A 21,068-nucleotide genomic window follows, 5' to 3' on the forward strand; every position below is an offset into this window, starting at 1 on the left:
AGGAAGAGCTGGCGGGAGGCCTCGAGGATGGCGTTGCGGGTCCGGAGCGCGCGCTCGCCAAGGACCTCCTCGTCCGTTCCGAACGGGGTCTGCTTCACATCCAGTTGCAGGGACAACGCTGGTCTCCTCAGTCTCACGGCCCCGAGGAGCCCGGCCGCCAATGACCCTACTTGACACAAGCGTCGAACGGGAGCCACTTGGGGGATCGAATCGCCAAAACCACATGATGGAAACCTGGGTTGACGCTTTCGTCAACTACTCTCTAAGATGGCTACAGATATCACCGTCAGAGGAGGCAGGTCGTCACATGGAGCAGTTCACCGAGGTCCCGATCTTCGACGCGGACTCGCATATGTACGAGACGCCGGATGCGTTGACCAAGTACCTGCCCGAGAAGTACAGGTCCGCGGTCCAGTTCGTGCAGGTCGGCCGTCAGACGCGGATCTCCATCCTCGGCCAGATCCGCGACTACATCCCGAACCCCACCTTCGACCGCGTCGCTGCCCCGGGGGCGTGGGAGAAGTTCTTCGCCGCCGAGAACCACGAGGGACGCACCCTCAGCGAGATGGCGCGCGAGCAGATCATGGAGTCGATCCCATCGTTCCGTGAGCCCGGCCCGCGGCTGGAGGCTCTCGATCGTCAGGGCGTCGACGCGGCGATGATCTATCCGACGCTGGCGAACCTCGTCGAGCACTCCGCGTCGGCGGACCCGGAGCTCTGTGCGGCGATGATCCACGCGCTCAACCAGTGGATGCTGAAGACCTGGGGCTTCACCCACGAGAACCGACTGTTCATGACCCCGGTGATCAACCTCGGCATCCTCGAGGAGGCGATGAAGGAGCTGGAGTTCGTCGTCGCGAACGGCGCGAAGGTCATCCTGATCAAGCCCGCCCCGGTGCGGAACTGGAAGGGATGGCGGTCTCCTGCGCTCCCCGAGTTCGATCCCTTCTGGCGCGAGGTCGAGTCGCTGGGCCTGCCCGTGGTGCTCCACGCCAGCCAGCCCCCGCTCGACTCCTACATCAACATGTGGGAGCCGCCGGAGACCAAGGTGTTCACGGAGATGAGCTCGTTCCGCTGGATCGCGCTGGGGCACCGTGAGATCACGGACATGATCACCAGCCTGATCTGCCACGGGACGCTGACGCGGTTCCCGGGCCTGCGGATCGCGAGTGTGGAGAACGGGTCGGCCTGGCTGCACCCCCTGTTCCACGACTACGAGGACTTCTACAAGAAGATGCCGCAGGCGTTCCCCGAGCACCCGATCGACGTGTTCCGGCGCAACATCTGGATCAGCCCCTTCTGGGAGGGCTCCGTGGCCGACGTCGTCGAGACGGTCGGATGGGACCGCGTCATGTTTGGCTCGGACTTCCCGCATCCCGAGGGCCTGCCGGAGCCCAAGGGCTTCTGGAAGTACGCCGAGGGCATGGACCGCAAGCGCACCTACGACTTCATGGGCGACAACGCGCGGCGCTTCCTCGGCCTCCAGGTCCGCAATCCCGATGAGCAGCTCCTCCCTGCCTGAGGGCGGGCAGGGGACCCCGGACCGCCTGCAGCTCCTGGAGGACAAGCTTGACCTCCAGGAGCTGTGCGTCCGGTACGGCAGGCTCCTCGACGCAGGCCGGCTGGAGGAATGGGCGTCCCTCTTCACCGAGGACGGCGTCCTCGACCTCGGTCCGTTCGGGCGGCCCGAGGGTCGCGCCGCCCTGGTCGCGACGATGCGGACGATCCTCGCCGCTGCTCCCGCGACGACCCACGTGATCGGTGCCCCCACGGTCCGCGTGGACGTCGATGAGGCGACGGGGGAGTGCAACTGGGTCGCGCTCCAACCCGGTTCCGAGGGCCCCGTGGTCGCGAGGGCCGGTCGGCACCGCGACCGCTACCGGCGTACTGCCGACGGCTGGCGGATCGTCGAGCGCCGCGGGTTCCAGGACCTGCCGCTCGCCGGCGGCTAGCGCCATCGGTCGAGGCACCACAAGCAACGGGCGGGGGAGTACGGCGGCGCCGTACTCCACCGCCCGTGGTCATGTCCGGTGCTAGGAGATCCTCAGAAGCCGAGGTCGCGGCCGATGATCTCCTTCATGATCTGCGTCGTCCCGCCGAGGATGGTCGAGATGCGCACGTCTTGGTAGTCCCTGGCCACGGGGTACTCGAGCATGTAGCCGTAGCCGCCGTGCAGCTGCAGGCACTGGTCGACGACCTTCTTGTGCAGCTCCGTGCACCACCACTTCGCCTTGGAGGCGTCGACGGCACTGAAGGTGCCGTCCAGGACCCGGCTGATGCAGTTGTCGATGTAGACCTGCGCGATGTCCAGCTCAGTGGCCATTTCCGCCAGCGTGAAGCGGTTGGCCTGGAAGGAGCCGATCGATTGCCCGAAGGCCTGGCGGTCCTTCGCGTACTGCACTGTCTGCTCGAAGGTACGACGCGCGCCCGCAATGCCGCTGATCGCGATCGACAGCCGCTCCGAGGGGAGGTTCTCCATGAGGTGCATGAACCCGCGGCCCTCGGTCCCGAGCAGGTTCCCCGCTGGCACCCGGCAGTCGGCGAAGTACAGCTCAGCAGTGTCCTGCGTCTTCAGCCCGATCTTGTCGAGCTTGCGCCCGCGCTCGAAGCCAGGCGCGCCGTCCTCGACGACGATGAGGCTGAAGCCCTTGTGGCCGGCCTCCGGGTCGGTGCGGCACACGACGACGACGGCGTCGGAGAGGATGCCGTTGGAGATGAAGGTCTTCTGGCCGTTGATCACCCAGTCGTCGCCGTCGCGGCGGGCGGACGTGCGGATCCCGGCCAGGTCCGACCCGGCGCCGGGCTCGCTCATCGCGATCGCGAAGGTCATGTCGCCGCTCGCGAGCGGCACCAGCCAGCGCTGCTTCTGCTCCTCGGTCGTGAGCCGAAGGAGGTACGGCGCGAGGATGTCGTTGATCAGCGTCAGTGCGAGGCCGTTGGCCACGCCGCCGGCGATGGCGAGCTCCTCGGCCACGATCGCGTTGTAGCGGAAGTCGTCGATCCCCAGGCCGCCGTACTCCTCGGGCACGGAGAAGCCGAGCACGCCCGCCGAAGCCGCGGCCTTGTAGACCTGCTTGTCCATAATGCCCGCCTGCTCCCAGGCCTCGGCGTTGGGCAGGACCTCGCGCGCGAGGAACTCCCGGACCAGGGCGCGAAACTCATGGTGCTCCGCACCGAAGACTGGTCGATTCGTCAGATCGGGCATGGGAGGTCCTTCCGTAGACGGCTAGTTGACGAAACTGTAAACTGTGCGATCCAATGCATCAACTTGCGCAGCTGAGTGCAACCCGCGGGTCGTCGGAAGCGAAGGATTGAACAAAGTGTCAACTGAGGTTGAAACCAAGGCCGGCACCCCGGTCCTCGTCGAGCGCCGCGACGGCGTTCTGGTGATCACGCTGAACCGGCCCGAGGCCCGGAACGCGCTCGACGGCGCTCTGGCGCAGGGGCTCGCGGCAGCGCTGGACCTGCTCGAGTCCGACGACGAGCTGCGCGTGGGCGTGCTGACGGGTGCCGGTGGGACCTTCTGCTCCGGCATGGACCTCAAGGCGTTCCTCCGCGGCGAGACGCCCGTCGTCGGGGACCGCGGACTCGGCGGACTGACGATGGCGCCGCCACGTAAGCCGCTCATCGCCGCCGTGGAGGGCCACGCAGTGGCGGGAGGGTTCGAGCTCGTCCTGGCCTGCGACATGGTCGTCGCCGCGGAGGACGCTCGACTCGGCGTGCCGGAGGTGAAGCGTGCGTTGGTGCCCGGTGGGGGCGGTGCACTCCTCCTCGGGCAGCGGATCCCGCGCGCCATCGCTCTGGAGCTCCTCCTCACCGGCGACCCGATCACTGCCGGCCGGGCTGCGGAGCTCGGGCTGGTCAACCGGGTCACGGCGTCCGGCGGTGCGCTCGACGGAGCTCTCGAGCTCGCCGGCGTGATCGCGGCCAACGGACCGCTCGCTGTTGCGGTCACCAAGGAGATCGCCGTGGCGGCCGCTGACTGGAGCTGGGCAGAGGGCTGGCGCCTCCAGGACGAGCTGATGATGCCGGTCTTCGAGTCCGAAGACGCTCGCGAGGGCGCCGCGGCCTTCGCCGAGAAGCGCGAGCCGGTCTGGCGCGGTCGGTAAACCCAACACACTCGAAGCTAGGAGACAGACATGGAACTGCGTCCGGGACTGGCGCTGGACAGCGCCGTAGACCAGGTCAGCGTCATCGTGACCAAGGCGCCCGCTGGCGACGTCGACCTCAGGTGCGGCGGCAAGCCGCTGGTGCCCAAGGGCACCGGCGGAGCGTCGGGGGAGGCGGACGCCGCCCACGCGATGGGCACCCTCATCGGCAAGCGGTACGTCGACGAGACGGGAGCGCTCGAGGTCCTCTGCACGAAGCCTGGCGGCAGCTCGCTCTCGCTGGGAGACGCGCCCCTGACCGTCGCCAGCGCCAAAGCGCTGCCTTCGTCGGACTGATCGGGAGTCAGCGTCATGCATCTGACCATGCTCCTGGACATGGCCGCCGACGGCTTCGGCGATCGCGTCGTCCTCGGCCCGACCAAGCCGGGCATCACCGGCGAAGGCCTGCGGCGTCGCTCACTCAGCGGTGCGGACATCGTCCGATCGCACGACGCGGACGCCGTCGTCTATCTGGCGGTCAACGGCGCGGCGTTCCCGATCGCGCTCTTCGCTGCGGCGTGCGCCGGTGTTCCGCTCGTCCCGCTCAACTACAGGTTGGGTCGCGAGCAGCTCGCCGGCATGTTGCGCCGCCACCCGGGTGCCCTCGTGCTGACCGAGGACGGTGGTCACCCCGTGGTGGACGAGCTGGGTATGCCCTCGATGAGCACGGCCGAATGGCTCTCTGCGACAGGTCTGCGCACGCCCGAGCCGGCCGCCACCCCGGACGATGCCGTGCCCGCTGTCGTCATCTACACGAGCGGCACGACGTCGGAGCCCAAGGGCGTGTTGCTCCGTCACGCGAACCTCGTCTCCTATGTTCTTGGCTCGGTGGAGTACGCGAGCGCGGCGGAGACCGATGCTGCGCTGGTCAGCGTGCCGCCGTACCACATCGCCGCCGTGGCGAACGCGATCACGAGCCTCTATGCAGGCAGGCGCGTGGTCACGCTGGAGCAGTTCGACGCGAGCCAGTGGATCGAGACGGTGCGTCGCGAGCAGATCACCAACGCGCTCGTGGTGCCGACGATGCTGGCCCGCATCCTCGACGCGCCAGGTGACCTCTCCGTCCCGACGCTCCGCTCCCTCGCCTACGGAGGGGCACCCATGCCGGCACGCGTGGTGCGCAAGGCCCTCGAGACCTGGCCGCAGCTGGACCTCGTCAACGCCTATGGCCTGACGGAGACCAGCTCCACCATCACCGTCCTCACGCCGGAGGACCACCGGACCGCGGTGGCGAGCGAGGACCCCTTCGCGCGCCTGCGGCTGGGATCCGTCGGCCGTGCCCTGCCCGGCGTGGAGATCGAGATCCGCGACGAGCTCGGGCAGCCGGTCCCGGCAGGCTTCAGGGGCCGGATCCATGTCCGCGGCGACCAGGTCTCCGCCGAGTACGCCGGCATCGGTCGGCTGGTCGACGACGACGGGTGGTTCGACACCCGCGACGAGGGCTTCCTCGACGAGGAGGGCTATCTCTTCATCGGTGGGCGCACGGACGACACCATCATCCGCGGCGGCGAGAACATTGCTCCGGCGGAGATCGAGACCGTGCTCCTGCGACACCCCGACGTCGCCGACGTCGCCGTCGTCGGCGTCCCCGACGAGGAGTGGGGCCAGCGGCTGGTGGCGGCGGTCGTGCCTCGTGCAGGAGAGGAGCTCGACGTCGAGGACGTCCGCTCGTTCGCGCGAGGCATCCTGCGCGGCAGCAAGACGCCCGAGGAGATCGTTGCCTGGTCCGAGTTGCCTCGCACCGAGACCGGAAAGCTCCTTCGACGCGAGGTCGTCCGTGGCTTCGAAGCCGGGGCGCCCCTTCCGGCGTGATCCACCTCGTCCCACGCACCGATCATCCACGTCACCAGAGAACGGACCACTGTGCAGCTAACGAACGTCTCGGCCATCGTCACGGGCGCAGCCTCGGGCCTGGGCCAGGCAACGGCCAGAACGCTCAGTGACCGGGGTGCACGGGTGATCGGGGTGGACCTCGACGTCTCCGACGCTCCGGCCATCGACAACGTCACCTACGTCCGCGCCGATGTCACGCAGGAAGACGACGTTCGGAACGCCGTTGCGGTCGCGGCCGAGAGTGGACCGCTCCGCGTCGTCGTCAACTGCGCCGGGATCGGTCCGTCGGAGCGGGTCGTGGGGCGCAAGGGCGTGCACGACCTGGCGCTGTACCGCCGGGTCGTCATGATCAACCTGGTCGGCACCTTCACGGTCATGGCCATCTCCGCCGAGGAGATCGCCCGCACCGAACCCCTCGAGGACGGCCAGCGCGGAGTGATCGTCAACACCGCCTCCATCGCCGCGTACGAGGGCCAGGTGGGTCAGGTCGCCTACGCGTCGTCCAAGGGTGGCGTGGTCGGGATGAACCTCCCGGCGGCGCGCGATCTGGCGCAGTACGGCGTCCGCGTCAACACCATCGCGCCCGGCATCGTCGAGACGCCGATGCTGGCCACGGTGAGCGCGGAGTTCCGGGCGAACCTCGCGTCGGGCGTCCCCTTCCCGCAGCGTCTGGCTCGCCCCTCGGAGTACGCCGACCTGGTCGCCTTCATCGTCGAGCACGACTACCTCAATGGTGAGGTCATCCGGATGGATGGCGCGCTGCGTATGGCCCCCCGCTGACATGCCTGCGAATCGCGTCATGCCCGACGACGTGGCGGCCGACCTGATCGCACTGGTCCGCTCGATCGCAGCTGAGGAGCTGCGCCCGCGCGCAGAGGCTGCCGAGAGGGACGAGACCTTCCCCCGGGAGGCGTTCGCCATCCTCGGGCACAGCGGCGTCCTGGGTCTCCCGTATCCCGAGGAGTACGGAGGCGGGGGCCAGCCCTACGAGGTCTACCTCCAGGTGGTGGAGGAGATCGCCCACGCCTGGGCCAGTGTCGGCGTGGGCACGAGCGTCCACGTCCTCAGCTGCTTCGGGCTGGCGACAGCAGGGACCGATGTGCAGCGGAAGGAGTGGCTGCCGGCGATGATCGGCGGTGAGCTGCTCGGCGCCTACTGCCTCTCCGAGCCCCAGGCAGGATCGGATCCGGCCGCGATGACGACCCGAGCAGAGCGCGTGGGGGACGAGTACGTCCTCCGCGGCGCCAAGGCGTGGACCACGCACGGCGGGCATGCCGACTTCTACAAGGTCATGGCCCGTACGTCGGGCGACCGCAACGGCATCTCCTGCTTCTTGGTGCCCGCGGATACCCCTGGCCTCAGCGCCGATCCGCCGGAACGGAAGATGGGGCTCACCGGCTCGGCCACGGCCACCATGCGCTTCGACGGCGTCCGGGTGCCGGTCGAGCGCCGGCTCGGGGACGAGGGGGACGGCCTCAAGATCGCTCTCGCCGGCCTGGACGCCGGCAGACTGGGGATCGCGGCCGTGGCGACGGGGCTGGCGCAGGCCGCGCTCGACGCAGCCACGGCTTACGCCCTGGAGCGCGAGACCTTCGGCAAGCGGATCATCGACCACCAGGGCCTGGGCTTCCTCCTGGCCGACATGGCGGCAGCGGTGGAGTCCGCACGTGCCACCTATCTGAGTGCTGCGCGACGCAAGGACGCCGGACTTTCCTACACACGCGAGGCCTCGGTGGCCAAGCTCATCGCGACCGACAACGCGATGAAGGTGACCACCGACGCGGTCCAGGTGCTGGGCGGCTACGGCTACACGCGGGACTTCCCGGTCGAGCGCTACATGCGCGAGGCCAAGGTCATGCAGATCTTCGAGGGCACCAACCAGATCCAGCGGCTGGTGATCAGCCGGCAGCTGGCCACCGCCAACCACGGCTCGGTCAGTCACCTGGCGTGATGATGTCCCACGACGAACGAACGCCAGCGGGCCCAGCGCCCGCGCCGCCCCCTCCCGGACCGGACGCAGCTGCCCCGGACGACGAGAGCTGGGTCGATGCGTGGGCGGAGAATTACGCCGCCGGCCTGTCCTCGCAGCCCGTCGACATTCCTCTTCATGGCTAAGGTCCAGCGTCCGGCCTGGCGTCGGTCATGAAGTCCGCTGCGAACCTGCGCAGCGTCTCCTCGGCGGCCACAGGGTCGTCGCCGATCACGTTGACCATGAGCCAGGTCGCGCCGAGGTCCGCGATGCGCCCGATGGCGTCGCGAATCCGCTCGACCTCCCACGGACGTCGTACGTCGAGAAGCGGGATCGCGCCCGTGACGACGATGTCGAAGGGGTTCGCAGCCCCGACGCGCGCCCGGGCCTCGCGGACACGGTCGACCCTGGCGGCGAGCGCAGTGAGGTCGGGGATGGGGCTCGTCCGGATGGTTCGGGTCATCGCATCCGTCGTCAGGACCCCGATCCAGCCGTCTGCGCGGGCAGCGCGCGCGGTGCCCCACGGACTGTTGCCGTGCACCCAGACCGGCGGGTGTGGCGCCTGCGTCGGCGGTGGCTGCACGATGTTCCCGGGCGCGGTCCATCCGAGGCCGTCACCCTCGGTCGTGTCACGCCAGACGGTGGGCAGGAGGTCGAGCAGCTCGTCGAGTGCTGCTCGACGTCGATTGAAGTCGGCACCCGCGGCGCGGAACTCTCCGCGTAGGTAGCCCGTGCCGACACCGAGGGTGAGCCGGCCCGCGCTGAGGTGGTCGAGGGTGCTGATCTGGTGCGCGGTGAAGAAGGGGTTGCGGTAGCCCGCGACGAGCACCCAGGTCAGGAGTCGGATCCGCGTGGTCACCGCCGCACAGAAGGCGAGTGAGGAGAACGGATCCGCCGACCCTTCGCCTCCGTGGTGCGCCCACTTCACGGACGGCACCGGATGGTCGGTGAACCCGATGGCGTCGTACCCGAGCTCCTCCGCAGCGCGGGCGAACGAGGTCATCGCCTCGGGCGTCAGGATCGCCGGTGACCAGTTCGGGTCGGCGATGGCGTGCTGGACGCCGATCTTCATGGCGGTGGTCCTCCCGTGCGGGATCGAAGGGGGTGCGTGGTCAGTAGATGTTGGAGGTCCCGCCACCGTCGACGTGGAGGTTGAGCCCGTTGAGGAAGTCGGCACGGGGGCTCGCGAGCCAGGCGACGGCGTACGCAACGTCCTCGACTGTCCCGATCCGTGCGACCGTCTGGCCGGTGCCCTTGAGGATGTAGTCGGCGGCCTTCTGGATGTCGGTGCCCCACCCTCGTCGCTCGGCGAAGCCCCGCAGGAACTCGTCGAGGCCGGGAGTCCGGATCATTCCGGGGGACACGCTGTTCACCGTCACCCCGGTGCCGGTGAGCGCCTTGGACAGGCCGAGCGACATGTTCAGCAGCGCGGCCTTGGCGGGTCCGTAGTCGGGCTGGGCCGAGGTAGGGAGCGTCGCGGCGGCGGTCGAGATCTGGATGACGCGGCCCCAGGCACGCTCCCTCATCGGCGGCACCAGGCGGTGCACGAGGCGTCCCGCGGCCGTCACGTTGCGCTCGTAGCTCTTGAGCCACTCGTCGATCGGAACGGCGAACCAGGACTTGTCGTCGAGCTCGGACGCTCCGCCAGCGTTGTTGACGAGAATGTCGATGCCGCCGAACGCCGCGCACGCGGCGTCGGCGACGGCCTGTGCGCCCTCATCGGTCGCGAGGTCGCCCGTGGCAACGGCGGCGCTCCCGCCGGAGTCGACGATCGCGGCGGCCACCTTCTCGGCTCGGTCGACGTCGCGCCCGTGGACGACAACAGCTGCGCCCTCGGCTGCGAGGGAGCGGGCGATCCCGCTCCCGATGCCCGAGCTGCTCCCGGTGACGAGGGCGCGCTTTCCTGCAAGCTGGAGATCCACAATTTGACGATATCGTCAACTGGCTTCGTGGGCTAGTGCCTGGCCTCGCGTCGGCCTCGTGAGGCCCGGTGGTTCAGGAAGGCCGCCGCGAGCTCTCCGGTCAGGGCGGCCCACTGCTGGCGGGCGGCCGTGCCGTTGCGCTGCTCGGCCAGCTCGATCAGGTGGCGGTGCGCGTCCATCAGCGAGCTCCGCGGCCCGTCGTGGTCAGGGTCGAGCAGCATCTCCAGGTAGGGCCCGACGACCATCCGGTCCAGGACCTCGGTCAGGACCTCGAGGGCGACGGAACCACTGAGCTCGGCGACCAGGCCCTGGAACCCGACGGCGGCGCGGGCGAAGCCGGGGAGGTCGCCTGTGTGCCGCATGCGCTCCTCCCGCGCCGCTGCTGAGCGGAGCCGCCTGATCCCGTCGTCATCGATCGAGTCGACCATGCTCTCGACGACGAGCGGTTGGGTCGCCCGGCGTGCCACGGCGTAGTCGTGGATGTCGACCCCGCGTGGGCCCAGCAGCAGGATCAGGTAGCGCGCCGCCTGTTGCGCCGTGGGCCGGGTGACCTCGACGCCGCCGCGTGCTCCCCGGATCACCTTGAGCAGGCCCTCGCTCTCGAGGAGCCGGATCGCGGATCGCATCGTCACCCGGCTGACGCCGCTGCTCGTGTGGAGGTCGGTCGGGAGGCGGGTCCCCGGCGCGAGGTCGCCGTCCACGATCGAGGCGCGCAGCTCGTCGGCGATGGCGGCCGCCTCGCCCGAGGCGCCGGCGACGCTGGGGCCGTCAACCGAGCCTCGCCGCACCAGGTCCACGACGGTGGCACCGGCCAGCGTTTCGTCGTACGGCGTACCGCAGCGGGCCAGGTGGTCGCGGAACGCGCGATCTGCACCGTCGACGTCCCCGGCGTCGAGATTGCTCAGCAGCGCCTGCAGATCGGCCTGCGCGTCGCCACCGGTCCGGTGGTGGGCGGAGCGCACGGGGGAGCCGACGCGGAGCTCCTGCTGCCGCAGGATGGACGAGGTGAGATCGGCGGCGAGCGTCAAGGTCCGGTTGCCGCAGACCGCGACGAAGGTCTCGTGCAGGCACGTCGGCTCCGTCGCTGCGTCGGGCTCGGTCCCCGAGGGGGGCAGGGCCTGCTGGGTGACCTCCGCGACCCGTGCCCGGCGCGACTCCGGCGCCTGCTCGGCGAGGGTCCGGACGGCGGCGAGATCGATCAGGTCGCGGGCGGCCCGCACGTCGGCGAGGGTGGCGCCGCGCGACGCGAGGAGCAGGCTCAGGTGCTGTGCCGCGATGTCGATCGACGGCGCCTTCACGCGTGCCTTCCGGGTGCCTGCGGTCAGTTCGAGGAGGTGCTCCGCGGCGAGGACGCGCAGTGCCTCGCGGAGGGTCGGCCGGGAGATCCCGTAGCGCGCCATCAGGGTCGTGCCGGCGTCGAGCTCGGCATCGTCCTCGAGGAGCCCCGCGGCGATGAGCCGCCGCAGGTCGTCGGCGACCAGGTCCGCCGCCGTCGGCAGGGCGACCAGGGCTGCGCCGAAGTCCCGCCCGGGCCGTTGGTCCACAGGCCTACTCCTACACGGTGGCTGACTCGTCCTCGTCGATCGGAAGCCCAAGATACGCCGAGCGGACTCGCGGGTCGGCGGAGACGTCGCCGGGTGCGCCTTCGAAGATCACGCGTCCCGACTCGAGCACCACGACGCGGTCCGAGGTGTTCAGCACGAGGTCCACGTCGTGCTCGATCAGGAGTACGGCGATCCTCCACTCGTCCGCGAGCCGCCGGATGAGGTGACCGAGCTCCGCCGACTCGTGCTCGTCGAGACCCGCGCAGGGCTCGTCGAGCAGCAGGACGGCCGGACGGGTCGCCACTGCACGGGCGATGGCGACGAGTCGCTGCTGACCGTAGGAGAGCTCGCGCGGGCGGCGGTCGAGCGTCTCGGCGAGCTCGAGCTCGTCCACCGCCGCTGCGGCCGTGCCGGTGAGCCGACTGCGGCCCGGCCACACCAGGTCGGTCAGGTAGGCCAGCAGGTCCCGGCGATCCGATGCCGCCATCAGGTTCTCGCTCACGGTGAGGTCGTCGAAGAGCTCGAGCGCCTGGAAGGTCCGCCCGAGACCGGCGCGGGAGCGCTTGGTGGCCGACCAGCTGGTGATGTCGGTGCCCCCGAGGCAGACGGTGCCCGAGGACGGCTGCGCATAGCCGGTCACCACGTCGACCAGCGAGGTCTTGCCCGCGCCGTTGGGGCCGAGGAGGCCGACGACGGTGCCCGGCTGGACGTCGAGGGAGACGTCCTCGAGCGCGACGACGCCACCGAAGCGGAGGGTGACGCCGGAGACCGACAGCGGCAGGCGCTCCGTCGTACCCACGTCGTTCGACGGGCGCGAAGCGTCGGCAGCGGGCCGACGCCGGAGGCGCAGGGGTGCGAAGACGCGCTTCGGCGGGATCCGGCGCGCGGCCTCGTCCATGACCGCGGCCATGCCGTTCTGGTGGGCGATGAGCAGGACGATCAGGACGACGCCACTGATCAGGGGGAGGTAGTCCTCCAGGCTCGGGAACAGCGCATCGGTAACGAGCACTCCGACGCCGCCCGCAGCCAGTCCGCAACCGACGATCGGGCCCATCACCCAGCCGACACCGCCGATGACCGCGATCATCAGGACGTCGATGGAGGAGAACGGTCCGAACAGCTGGTTGTAGGGGATCGTCTGGTAGGCGAAGCCGTAGAGCACACCGCCGAGGCCGGCGATCGCGGAGGCCAGGGTGAAGGCGTAGAGCTTCGCGCCCAGGACGCTGATCCCGATCGAGGCGGCGGCGCGCTCGTTGACGCGTACGGCGAGAAGGCGGCGCCCGGCGCGGCCGCGGCGGAGGTTGGCCACGATCAGGCACACGATCACCAGCGCGACCAGGCACACGGTCGCGTAGTTGTGCTTGCCGAAGAGGGGGTCGATCTCGAGCCCGAAGAGCTTCTGCGGCGGGATGCGCGTCTGTTCCGTTCCTCCGGTCAGCTCGGTGCTGCTGAACACGATCGCGTAGACGGCGAAGCCCAGGCCGAAGGTGACGACGGTGAGGTTCACCCCTCGCGTCCGCAGCGCAGGTAGCCCGAGCACACAACCGGCGGCCGCGGCGACGGCGACGCCGGCGAGGAGGGCCGGGAGGAAGGACCACTCGTTCGCCGCGACGAGCCGGCCCGCGGCGAAGGCGCCGATCCCGGCGAGGCCCATCTGCGCCAGGCTGAGCTGGCCCGCGAAGCCGGTCAGGACCACGACCGAGACGGCCACGATCGCGAAGCAGAGGGACACGATGATCGGCTGCAGGCGCTCCTGGCGCACCAGGAAGCCGAGGTCCTGCGTGCTCTGGAGGTAGGCGATCCCGATCGCGGCCAGGCCGAGGACGACGACCGGCCGGACCCGGCCGGTGCCGACGGTCGGCAGCCGGTCCGCGACGGTGCCGCGAACGGGAAGGCCGCGGCCGCGGACGACGAGGATGAGCACGATGGCGAGGAACGGGATCGCCTCGGCCAGGCCGGTGACGTTGATGTACTGCGTCGCCTCGCTCTGGGCGATCGCGATGAGCCAGCCTGCCAGGAGCGCCACGGTGAAGGAGCGGAACTGCGCCAGCAGGGCGCACGCCAGCGCCCCGACGACCAGGAGCGACAGGGAGGACTGGTTGAAGTAGCCGCCGGTCGTGGAGAAGACGAGGCTGCCCGCCAGCCCGGCGAGGGCCCCACCCAGGGACCAGGTGGCGACCGCGAGGAGCTGGGGGGACCAGCCGAGCGAGCTCGCTGCGCGGGGGTTCTCCGCAGCAGCGGAGAGGGCCAGGCCCCACCGCCCCCGTGAGGCGAGGACGAGGGCGGCGATGACGACGAGGGCGATGCCCGAGAGGTAGAGGTTCTGCTGCCCGACGACGATGTCGCCGAGCTCGGCCGAGTCGCTCGGCAGCAGCGGCTCGGTGCGCTGATGCTCGGCGCCGTACCGCAGGTCGACCACCGCGTTGATGGTGGCCAGCACGCCGAGTGTCGCGATCACGCGGGTGATCGGGCTCGCCGACCGCAGCGGCACCATGACGAGCAGGTGGACGGCCGCGCCGAGGAGGGCACCGAGGAGCACCACGAGGACGAGCACCAGCAGCGTGGGCAGGCCCTGCCGGTCCCGCAGGTCGACGAACAGGTAGGCCGCGAGCACCGCGAAGTGCCCGTGCGCCAGGTTGATCGTTCCGGAGCCGCGGTAGATCAGGACGAGGCCGGCGGCGAGCAGGGCGTAGATGGACCCGATCCCGAGGCCGAGCAGGGCGAACTGGAAGACGTCGGTCATCGGGACTGCTCCAGGTAGAGGTCAGCGATCAGCGAAGGGTTGGCGCGGAGCTCGGCCGCCGTTCCCGCGTAGGCGATCCGTCCGCGCCGCATCAGGTAGACGCGGTCGGCGATCTCCAGCGCGAGGTGGACGTGCTGCTCGACGAGGAGTACGGCGAGGCCGTCGTCGGCCGCCTGCCGGACCGCGGCCAGGAGCCGCTTGACGACGAGCGGTGCCAGGCCGAGCGAGAGCTCGTCGGCCAGGAGGATCCGCGGCCTGCCAGCGAGGATTCGGCCGAGCGCGAGCATCTGCTGCTGTCCGCCCGAGAGCAGGCCGGCCTGGCGGTCCATGTGCTCTGACAGCTCGGGGAAGTGGGCCAACGCGTCGGCCGGCTTGCCGCGCCCGAGGACGAGGTTTTCCCGCACTGTCAGGTGCCCGAAGATGCAGCGGTCCTCCGTGAGGAGAGCCAGGCCCTCGCGGGCCCGGCGGTGTAGGGGAGCGGTGGTCGCTCGGCCGTCGATCCGGACGGTGCCTGACGCCGCGTCCTTCGCTCCGGCGAGGGCGAGCAGTGTCGACGTCTTGCCGGCACCGTTCGCGCCGAGGAGTGCGACGACCTCGCCGGATCCGACCTCCAGGCTGACGCCCGAGACCGCGGCGTTGCCCGCGCCATACGTGATGACCAGGTCGTCGGCGACCAGGGCTGGGTGCTCTGCACGCGGCTCGGGCGCGGTCTGGACATGCAGGACGTCAGCCATCGTTCGCCTCCTCAGGCGTTGGTCGGTCGGGCTCTGGGGGTCGATTGGGGGGGCGTGCGACGGGGTCCCGGAAGGCGGAGACCCCGTCGCAGTCCGGGTGTCAGCCGCCGGCGCCGGCGCGGATCGCCTCGCCCAGGTCGATCGGCTCGCCCTGCTGGACGAGCTTCCCGTCGGTCGCAGCGAAGTTCACAGCCTCGGTGTTGAAGAGGCGTGCGAGGTCAGGCATGGGCAGCGGCTCGGTGAAGTTGAGCGTGGGGGTCAGCCCGCCGGTCTCGACCGCCGCTGATCCGTCGAGTGCCTCCTTCAGCGTTGCGGCGGTGACGTCTCCGTCGATCGACGACGCCACTGCGTCGAAGACCAGCATCGAGACCCACGAGTTCTGCAGGACGGCGCCGCTCATGTCCAGGTCGGAGGGGATGACCGCGACGGCGTCCGCCCACGCCGGGTCGTCGATGTGCGGGTAGTAGCCGCTGACGACGGAGCCCTCGAGAGTCTCCGGGAACTCGCCGACGACGGTGTTGTCAAACACCGCCGCGGTGGTGAGCAGTCGCGTACGCACCTTGAGCTGGTCCATCGCCGAGGCCAGCGGGGCGTACATGCTGGTCGGCAGCGCCACGAGTGCGCAGTCCGAGCCCTTGAGGCTCTGGGCGACACTGGTGAAGTCGACCGTCGTCTGGGCGACCTTCACCGGCTCGTTGAACTCTTTGCCGGCCTGCTGCATCGCCGCATCCGCGAAGCTGACGATGCTGGCCGCCGAGGCCGTGTCCTGCAGTACGGGAGTGGTCACGTCGCAGGTCTGGGCTGCGGTACCGCCCAGCGCACCGAACGCAAGCGGGCCGGACCAGACGGGGTAGGAGAACTCGCTCGTCAGGGAGTCGGCGCTGTTGGCCAAGGTGCCGATCCACGGGATCGACGCCTGGTCGAGGATCTTGATGACGTCGCCCTCGAAGCCCGAGAACCCGCCGACGACGGCGGTGACCTGCTCGTCCACCGCCTGGGCGGCGCAGTTGGTGGCCTCGTTGGCGTCGTACTTGTCGTTGCAGACGATGAGCTCCACGTCCATGCCGCCGAGGCCGCCGGACTCGTTGAGCTGGTCGATGTAGGCCTGGATCACCTTCGCGGTCTCGAAGTTCGTCGACTGCGTGCCGGTCGGAGCGATCGACATGATCCGGATCGTGTCGCCGCCGGCGCCGCCTCCGCTGTCGTCTCCGCCGCAGCCTGTGGCGGTGGCCGCCAACAGCAGCGCCGCACCTGTGGCGGCGTACTTCCTGGTGTGCTTCACGTTCTCTACCTCCGGGGTCGGGTGTCGACGGAGCGTAGGAGCGTCGAGTGACCGCTGTCACTAGTAGTGAAAAAGATTTTCACTATCTTTTGACGCAGGTGTCAATCGTGCGCGGGAGATCGCGGTGATTGTTGACGTTCACGGGCTCGTTCCCGTTGGCAGTTGACGAAGGCGTCAAGTCGTGGTCCGATGAGCAGAGCCGCCCATGTTGCTGTGGTCGCTGGGCACGGTGCGCGAATCGTGGCGCTTTCGTCAGAAGGGACGTGAATGGAACCCGTGATGGGCACCGAGGGCGGGCTCTCGGTCTGTCTCGACCTGCCGGTGCGCGCGTTCGCCCGGTGGGAGGACTGGCTCGACGGCCACGCCATCTCCGAGCTGGGCGCCGCCCTGGACTCCAGCGGGATCGGCGCGGTCAGTGTGAGCGATCATCCTGTGCCGCCGGACTCGTGGCTCGGCGTCGGGGGCCACCAGTCAATGGATCCGTTCGCCTTCCTCTCGCACCTGGCTGCTTGCAGCTCGCGGGTCCGGTTGCTCACCAACCTGATCGTTGCCGGATATCGGAGCCCCTTTGTGACGGCCAAGGCAGCAGCGACCGTCGACGTCCTCAGCCAGGGCCGGCTCATCCTCGGCATGGGCGCGGGCTACGTCGCGGACGAGTTCGGTGCGGTGGGTGCGGACTTCGGTCGCCGGGGGAGGGAGTTCGACGCCGCCATTGGTGGCATCCGTGCCTCTTGGACAGGCGAGTCCTTCGCCCCCTCCGCCGGAGGACCGACCCACACCGTGCTCCCGCGGCCGCGGCAGGTGCCCGGCCCTCCGATCTGGATCGGGGGCAATTCGGCGGCAGCCCGACGGAGGGCCGCTCGGCTCGGTGACGGCTGGATCCCCTTCCTCCAGAGCCCCGAGCAGGCCGCTGTCACGGGCACCGACGCGTTGCAGTCGCTTGACGAGGTTGCCGACCGCGTGGGCCACCTCAACGAGATGGCCCGGGAGGCCGGCAGAACCGCTCCACTGGACGTCTGCCTGTCCGCGACTCGTGGAGACACCGCCGACGCGTTCGCCGACTACGTCACGGCCTCGGGACCGGAGTGCGTCGAGGCCGGCGTGACCTGGCTCCTCTGGCAGCCGTACGCGAAGACGTTCAAGTCCCTGATCGACCAGGTCTACGTGCTCGGACAATCGCTGGGCGTGACGAGCGACCGGCGATGAACCGACGACTCCAACCCCTCGACGACCCCACACTGGGACTGGGGGAGGGCTCGGCGCCGGGGATCCCGGCTGTCGACACGTGGGTGGGGGACTTCGGTAGTTCGGAGATTGACGACGGCTACGACGAGCTGATGCGCGCCGTACGGCGCTTCCTCGACCACGTAGCCGCTGCCAAGCCTGAGGCGGGAACGATCCAGGCACTGACTTCGGACCTGGATGCGTGGTCGGACCGGCTCGGCAGGGATGCCGTTCCCGAGCGTGAGCAGTACTTCTCCCGGCGCTTCGATCTGCCCAACCGCGGCCAGTCACTCGTGCCGACGTTCCGACCCCTGGAGGCTGACCGGGACCACGTCGTCGGCGTGACGCGCTTCGGGCGTTACTACCTCGGCGGCAACGGCGCAGCGCACGGCGGGGCGATCCCGTTGTTGTTCGACGAGGTCTTGGGATGGCTGGCGGGCACGGGTGGGCGGGCGCCCTGCCGTACTGCCTACCTCCACGTCGACTTCCGATCGGTCACGCCCATCGGCCGTGACTTGCGGGTCGAGGCGCACTTCGTCAAGGAGGAGGGGCGCAAGCGCATCTTGCGCGGGCTGCTTCTCGACGGTGAGCGCGTCTGCGCTGAGGCAGACGGACTATTCGTCGAGCTGCTGCCCGGCCAACCCTGACCGAGCTCAGCCGTGTCGCAACCGGAAACGACGTTCCCGCAGGACCAGTGAGGAATTCATGGCAAGTACCGAGACTCCGACGGATGTGGTGAGTGATCTGCCCGCAGAGGCGCAGGATGACCGACCGCCCCTCGACGACCTGTGGCGACTCGTCGCCTGGCGAGCGGCACGGACCCCAGACGCCTTGTTCATCCTCGACGACTACGGGCGCAGCCCGACGTTTGGTGAGTTCGCCCGGGACGCCGAAGAAGTCGCCGCGGGATTGACGAGCCTCGGCGTCTCGCAGGGATCACGGGTCATGTGGCAGTTGCCGACGACGCTTGAGGCAGCAGATGCACGGGCGCCGCTATCGCCAACTGACAGTCCGTGAGCTCGGCCCACCTCGCTAGCCGCGCCGCACTAGAGCTGGCCGGCCTGAAAAGCGCCGACCTGCCCACCCTGGCTTGTGCTGATGATGTCGACCCGACCCGCGCGAACGTGGTCAAGTTCGAGTCCTGACATCTCCGTAGAGGATCGGCTTACGGAACAGAAGGCTGGATGGCCGGGGGGCCGCGCCTCAGTTCCGCGCCATGCCACGTAAGGTGAGAGTGAGCAACTGGAGCTCGCTCAACTGAACACTGGCTGGTGCACCCCTGGGGTGCACGCCCCCGAGGTAACGGGAGGAAACCGGAGGCAACGGGAGCCGGGTTTTACGCTCACGACCGATGGTTGACGCGGGATCGAGCGTGGTGGTCCTACGGTTCAACTCCCCCCTCGCGCACGTGTGACAAGGCCCCGGGTCATCGGATCCGGGGCCTTCGTCCATTTCCGGGCCCGCCTCGCGGACGAGGTCTCACAGCGGCCGGTCACGGTCCTCTCGAGCCGAGTGCCGTCTGCGCGGACGGCGGTGGCGCGACAGCCCAGCGTCCGGGGGTGATCCCGGCCAAGGCCCTGAACTCGCGTGTGAGGTGGCTCTGATCGGCGTAGCCGGTGCTGGCGGCGACATCGGCGATGGCTCGACCGGTGCCGATGGCGCGTGCTGCATGCTCGAAGCGGAGCATGCGGGCGGTGGCCTTGGGCGGCAGACCGATCTCGGCCACGAATCGTGCCGCCGCGGCTCTCGCGCTCAGGCTCGTGCCTGTGAGCACCTCGTCGATGCGAGTCGTGCCGTGGCTGCCTGCCAGGCTGCGCCACATGCCCTGGACCGTGGCGTCGACATCGCTGGATGAATCGGCCAGGGCGAGCAGGGCCCGGTCCACGAGAGCCAGTCGGGCTGACCACGTGCTCGTTTCCGCCAAGCGGCTCGAGAGGCGGGCCAGTGATGGGGCGACGTCGCCCAACGAACACACCCGGTTGGCGAGCTCGCGCCCGGGAACTCCGAGAATCCTGGTGGCGCCGAGTGGGGTCAGATAGACCTGCACGCTCCCCTGCTCACCACGGAAGCGCGTGCGCGTCGGCCCGGGCCGAAGGCCGGCGGCGAAGGAGCCGTGGAGTCCGGTGCCGATGCCGCCGAGGGTCTCGGTGACGTGCTGATGGTCGCCCCACGAGATCACCACCGGCACCAGGGTGCTCGCCGGAAGGGTGCGGGTGACGCCGTGCACGGCCTGCTCGGCGTTGCCACAGCGCCCTGCGACCAGTCCGGCCAGTCGCGGTGGGATGGGGGCACGTGCGAACTCGATCCACCCAGACGCCGTAGGCGTCCGGACGACCGACGGGGCGAGCATCCGCTCAGTATGACCCGCCCGGGTCCCAGGCGGTTTGCCGATTTGTTCAAGCCGACACTCGACGGTGTGCAGGAGGGTGCTGCAACCGGCCCGGGAAGCACCGGGTTGCTGGAGCAGGTACACGAGGAGTCGCAAGTGCGCAGACTGGTCGCCATTGAGTTCGTCACGCTCGACGGCGTGATGCAGGGCCTGGGATCACCCGACGAGGACCGTGACGGAGGTTTCGAGCACGGTGGGTGGGGCGCACCGTACATGGACGAGACCCAGATGCAGTCGGCCGGAGAAGGGTTGGCTCAGACCACGGCCTACCTGTTCGGTCGCAGGACCTACCAGAAGATGCTCGCGTTCTGGCCCCACCAGCCGGACAGCAACCCCATGGCGGCGCACCTCAATGCGACGCCGAAGTACGTCGTCACGCGCACGCTCGACCAGTTCTCGTGGGCCGGAGCCCGACGGCTCGGCGACGACCTCGGCAGTGGCGTACGTGCGCTCAAGGACGAAGGCGAGGGCGTCATCGCCATCCTGGGCAGCGGCATCGTGGTCCACGAGTTGATGCAGCAGCGCCTCATCGACGAGTACCGGATCTTCCTGCACCCGCTGCTACTCGGCACCGGCAAACGACTGTTCCGCGACTTACCACAACCACAGCGGTTGCAGCTCGCCGGTGCCACACCCACCTCGACCGGGGTGGTGATGCTCGAATACCGAGTCGACGGCTGAACCTCCTCCTGCCGCCCGTCGCCACGAGCCTCTTCGCGAGCGCACCGAGCCGGCACTTCTCGCCCTCGACCAACCGGGCCGGGCGGCAAGCCCTGACTGCTCCTCACGCTCGCGCATCGTCGCGGTCGTCAACGAACCGCCGATCTCCCTCAGGAAGGACCCTTCTGTGCCGCCGTTCTCCATCGCTCTACCCATCGCGGACCGGCTTCGCGCGTTTGCCTTCTATGGCGCTATGGGCTTCGACCGACCAGGGGAGCCGCAGGCAGACGGCGTCCCCGAGCCGTTGCACGTGGCGATTCGCGATGGCGTCCGACTCACCCTCGTGCCTACCGGAGGCTTCGACTGGGTGCTCGGCGACCACCGGACGCCAGCCGACAGCTCGTCGGCGAGCGAGTGCATCCTCAACCTGGAGGTCGCGACCAGCTCGGAGGTCGACGGCTGGCTCGAGCGAGCCCTCCAGGCCGGAGGGATGGTTCACGCGGAAGCCGAGCGGCGACCGTGGGGATACACGGGGATGTTCGCCGACCCGGACGGACATCTCTGGCAGGTGCAGGCACCCTGACCTGCTCCATGACCGCACCGGACGCCGACCTGTCGGC

Annotated in this window: 20 protein-coding genes; 12 read left to right on the plus strand and 8 right to left on the minus strand. The window is 69.5% G+C overall.

Annotated elements, in window-relative coordinates:
- Nucleotides 1-307 precede the first annotated feature (307 nt).
- Together D6B71_RS17325 and D6B71_RS17330 are read left to right on the plus strand one after the other, a co-directional pair.
- A complete protein-coding gene (locus D6B71_RS17325) occupies nucleotides 308-1,522 on the plus strand; it encodes an amidohydrolase family protein (protein ID WP_121257392.1) in 1,215 nt (404 codons plus the stop codon).
- Entirely contained in the window at nucleotides 1,500-1,952 is a 453-nt protein-coding gene (locus D6B71_RS17330; RefSeq protein ID WP_121257394.1) for a nuclear transport factor 2 family protein, read from the plus strand. Before D6B71_RS17325 ends, D6B71_RS17330 begins: the two co-directional genes overlap by 23 nt.
- Nucleotides 1,953-2,044: 92 nt before the next feature.
- On the opposite strand, the gene D6B71_RS17335 is transcribed toward D6B71_RS17330, so the two are convergent.
- Complete coding sequence (locus tag D6B71_RS17335) at nucleotides 2,045-3,205, minus strand: acyl-CoA dehydrogenase family protein (RefSeq protein ID WP_121257396.1); 1,161 nt, start codon at nucleotides 3,203-3,205, stop codon at nucleotides 2,045-2,047.
- A gap of 115 nt (nucleotides 3,206-3,320) precedes the next feature.
- On the opposite strand from D6B71_RS17335, the gene D6B71_RS17340 reads away from it, so the two are divergent.
- From D6B71_RS17340 to D6B71_RS17360, 5 genes are read left to right on the plus strand one after another with little or no spacing between them, the layout of a single operon-like run.
- Nucleotides 3,321-4,109 carry a crotonase/enoyl-CoA hydratase family protein gene (locus D6B71_RS17340; RefSeq protein WP_121257398.1) on the plus strand — a complete coding sequence of 263 codons (789 nt, stop codon included), beginning with the start codon at nucleotides 3,321-3,323 and terminating at the stop codon, nucleotides 4,107-4,109.
- Between the two features lie 30 nt (nucleotides 4,110-4,139).
- The gene (locus D6B71_RS17345) at nucleotides 4,140-4,445 is read left to right on the plus strand and encodes a hypothetical protein (protein WP_121257400.1); all 306 of its coding nucleotides are present in this window, start codon (nucleotides 4,140-4,142) and stop codon (nucleotides 4,443-4,445) included.
- Between the two features lie 15 nt (nucleotides 4,446-4,460).
- Nucleotides 4,461-5,960: a class I adenylate-forming enzyme family protein gene (locus tag D6B71_RS17350; RefSeq protein ID WP_121257402.1), complete on the plus strand. Its 1,500-nt coding sequence runs from the start codon at nucleotides 4,461-4,463 to the stop codon at nucleotides 5,958-5,960.
- 51 nt (nucleotides 5,961-6,011) lie between these two features.
- Nucleotides 6,012-6,761 (plus strand): SDR family NAD(P)-dependent oxidoreductase, encoded by a 750-nt coding sequence (locus tag D6B71_RS17355; protein WP_121257404.1) that lies wholly within the window; start codon nucleotides 6,012-6,014, stop codon nucleotides 6,759-6,761.
- 1 nt (nucleotide 6,762) lies between these two features.
- Entirely contained in the window at nucleotides 6,763-7,932 is a 1,170-nt protein-coding gene (locus D6B71_RS17360) for an acyl-CoA dehydrogenase family protein (protein ID WP_121257406.1), read from the plus strand.
- Between the two features lie 160 nt (nucleotides 7,933-8,092).
- Here D6B71_RS17360 and D6B71_RS17365 read toward each other — a convergent pair whose 3' ends face one another.
- The 6 genes from D6B71_RS17365 to D6B71_RS17390 all read right to left on the minus strand — a co-directional run bounded on the left by D6B71_RS17365 (nucleotide 8,093) and on the right by D6B71_RS17390 (nucleotide 16,175).
- A complete protein-coding gene (locus tag D6B71_RS17365) occupies nucleotides 8,093-9,022 on the minus strand; it encodes a TIGR03619 family F420-dependent LLM class oxidoreductase (RefSeq protein WP_121257407.1) in 930 nt (309 codons plus the stop codon).
- A gap of 40 nt (nucleotides 9,023-9,062) precedes the next feature.
- Nucleotides 9,063-9,872 (minus strand): SDR family NAD(P)-dependent oxidoreductase, encoded by an 810-nt coding sequence (locus D6B71_RS17370; RefSeq protein WP_121257409.1) that lies wholly within the window; start codon nucleotides 9,870-9,872, stop codon nucleotides 9,063-9,065.
- 32 nt (nucleotides 9,873-9,904) lie between these two features.
- Nucleotides 9,905-11,416 (minus strand): FadR/GntR family transcriptional regulator, encoded by a 1,512-nt coding sequence (locus tag D6B71_RS17375; protein ID WP_126688303.1) that lies wholly within the window; start codon nucleotides 11,414-11,416, stop codon nucleotides 9,905-9,907.
- A gap of 10 nt (nucleotides 11,417-11,426) precedes the next feature.
- A complete protein-coding gene (locus D6B71_RS17380; protein ID WP_121257413.1) occupies nucleotides 11,427-14,159 on the minus strand; it encodes a branched-chain amino acid ABC transporter permease/ATP-binding protein in 2,733 nt (910 codons plus the stop codon).
- Nucleotides 14,156-14,893: an ABC transporter ATP-binding protein gene (locus D6B71_RS17385; protein ID WP_121257415.1), complete on the minus strand. Its 738-nt coding sequence runs from the start codon at nucleotides 14,891-14,893 to the stop codon at nucleotides 14,156-14,158. Before D6B71_RS17385 ends, D6B71_RS17380 begins: the two co-directional genes overlap by 4 nt.
- A gap of 100 nt (nucleotides 14,894-14,993) precedes the next feature.
- The gene (locus D6B71_RS17390) at nucleotides 14,994-16,175 is read right to left on the minus strand and encodes an ABC transporter substrate-binding protein (protein ID WP_121257417.1); all 1,182 of its coding nucleotides are present in this window, start codon (nucleotides 16,173-16,175) and stop codon (nucleotides 14,994-14,996) included.
- 267 nt (nucleotides 16,176-16,442) lie between these two features.
- On the opposite strand from D6B71_RS17390, the gene D6B71_RS17395 reads away from it, so the two are divergent.
- From D6B71_RS17395 to D6B71_RS17405, 3 genes are read left to right on the plus strand one after another with little or no spacing between them, the layout of a single operon-like run.
- Nucleotides 16,443-17,381 carry a TIGR03619 family F420-dependent LLM class oxidoreductase gene (locus D6B71_RS17395; protein WP_121257419.1) on the plus strand — a complete coding sequence of 313 codons (939 nt, stop codon included), beginning with the start codon at nucleotides 16,443-16,445 and terminating at the stop codon, nucleotides 17,379-17,381.
- Nucleotides 17,378-18,046 (plus strand): hotdog domain-containing protein, encoded by a 669-nt coding sequence (locus D6B71_RS17400; protein WP_240641519.1) that lies wholly within the window; start codon nucleotides 17,378-17,380, stop codon nucleotides 18,044-18,046. Before D6B71_RS17395 ends, D6B71_RS17400 begins: the two co-directional genes overlap by 4 nt.
- Nucleotides 18,047-18,104: 58 nt before the next feature.
- A complete protein-coding gene (locus D6B71_RS17405) occupies nucleotides 18,105-18,416 on the plus strand; it encodes an AMP-binding protein (protein WP_164519723.1) in 312 nt (103 codons plus the stop codon).
- A gap of 475 nt (nucleotides 18,417-18,891) precedes the next feature.
- Here the strand turns inward: D6B71_RS17405 and D6B71_RS17410 are convergent, their stop codons facing one another.
- Nucleotides 18,892-19,626, minus strand: coding sequence for an AraC family transcriptional regulator (locus D6B71_RS17410; protein WP_164519724.1), 735 nt, complete (start codon nucleotides 19,624-19,626; stop codon nucleotides 18,892-18,894).
- A 258-nt stretch (nucleotides 19,627-19,884) separates the two neighbouring features.
- On the opposite strand from D6B71_RS17410, the gene D6B71_RS17415 reads away from it, so the two are divergent.
- Nucleotides 19,885-20,469, plus strand: coding sequence for a dihydrofolate reductase family protein (locus D6B71_RS17415; protein ID WP_121257587.1), 585 nt, complete (start codon nucleotides 19,885-19,887; stop codon nucleotides 20,467-20,469).
- A gap of 166 nt (nucleotides 20,470-20,635) precedes the next feature.
- Nucleotides 20,636-21,031, plus strand: a complete 396-nt coding sequence (locus D6B71_RS17420; RefSeq protein ID WP_164519725.1) for a VOC family protein — start codon at nucleotides 20,636-20,638, stop codon at nucleotides 21,029-21,031.
- Nucleotides 21,032-21,068: the final 37 nt, after the last annotated feature.

This window comes from Nocardioides ferulae (assembly GCF_003660455.1).
Taxonomy (GTDB): Bacteria; Actinomycetota; Actinomycetes; order Propionibacteriales; family Nocardioidaceae; genus Nocardioides; species Nocardioides ferulae.

What these genes read in the sequence shown, in the direction of transcription:
- D6B71_RS17325 (WP_121257392.1), top strand. Translation starts at nt 308, where the DNA reads ATGGAGCAGTTCACCGAGGTCCCGATCTTCGACGCGGACTCGCATATG.
- D6B71_RS17330 (WP_121257394.1), top strand. Translation starts at nt 1,500, where the DNA reads ATGAGCAGCTCCTCCCTGCCTGAGGGCGGGCAGGGGACCCCGGACCGC.
- D6B71_RS17335 (WP_121257396.1), bottom strand. Translation starts at nt 3,205, where the DNA reads ATGCCCGATCTGACGAATCGACCAGTCTTCGGTGCGGAGCACCATGAG.
- D6B71_RS17345 (WP_121257400.1), top strand. Translation starts at nt 4,140, where the DNA reads ATGGAACTGCGTCCGGGACTGGCGCTGGACAGCGCCGTAGACCAGGTC.
- D6B71_RS17350 (WP_121257402.1), top strand. Translation starts at nt 4,461, where the DNA reads ATGCATCTGACCATGCTCCTGGACATGGCCGCCGACGGCTTCGGCGAT.
- D6B71_RS17360 (WP_121257406.1), top strand. Translation starts at nt 6,763, where the DNA reads ATGCCTGCGAATCGCGTCATGCCCGACGACGTGGCGGCCGACCTGATC.
- D6B71_RS17365 (WP_121257407.1), bottom strand. Translation starts at nt 9,022, where the DNA reads ATGAAGATCGGCGTCCAGCACGCCATCGCCGACCCGAACTGGTCACCG.
- D6B71_RS17380 (WP_121257413.1), bottom strand. Translation starts at nt 14,159, where the DNA reads ATGACCGACGTCTTCCAGTTCGCCCTGCTCGGCCTCGGGATCGGGTCC.
- D6B71_RS17385 (WP_121257415.1), bottom strand. Translation starts at nt 14,893, where the DNA reads ATGGCTGACGTCCTGCATGTCCAGACCGCGCCCGAGCCGCGTGCAGAG.
- D6B71_RS17395 (WP_121257419.1), top strand. Translation starts at nt 16,443, where the DNA reads ATGGAACCCGTGATGGGCACCGAGGGCGGGCTCTCGGTCTGTCTCGAC.
- D6B71_RS17400 (WP_240641519.1), top strand. Translation starts at nt 17,378, where the DNA reads ATGAACCGACGACTCCAACCCCTCGACGACCCCACACTGGGACTGGGG.
- D6B71_RS17405 (WP_164519723.1), top strand. Translation starts at nt 18,105, where the DNA reads ATGGCAAGTACCGAGACTCCGACGGATGTGGTGAGTGATCTGCCCGCA.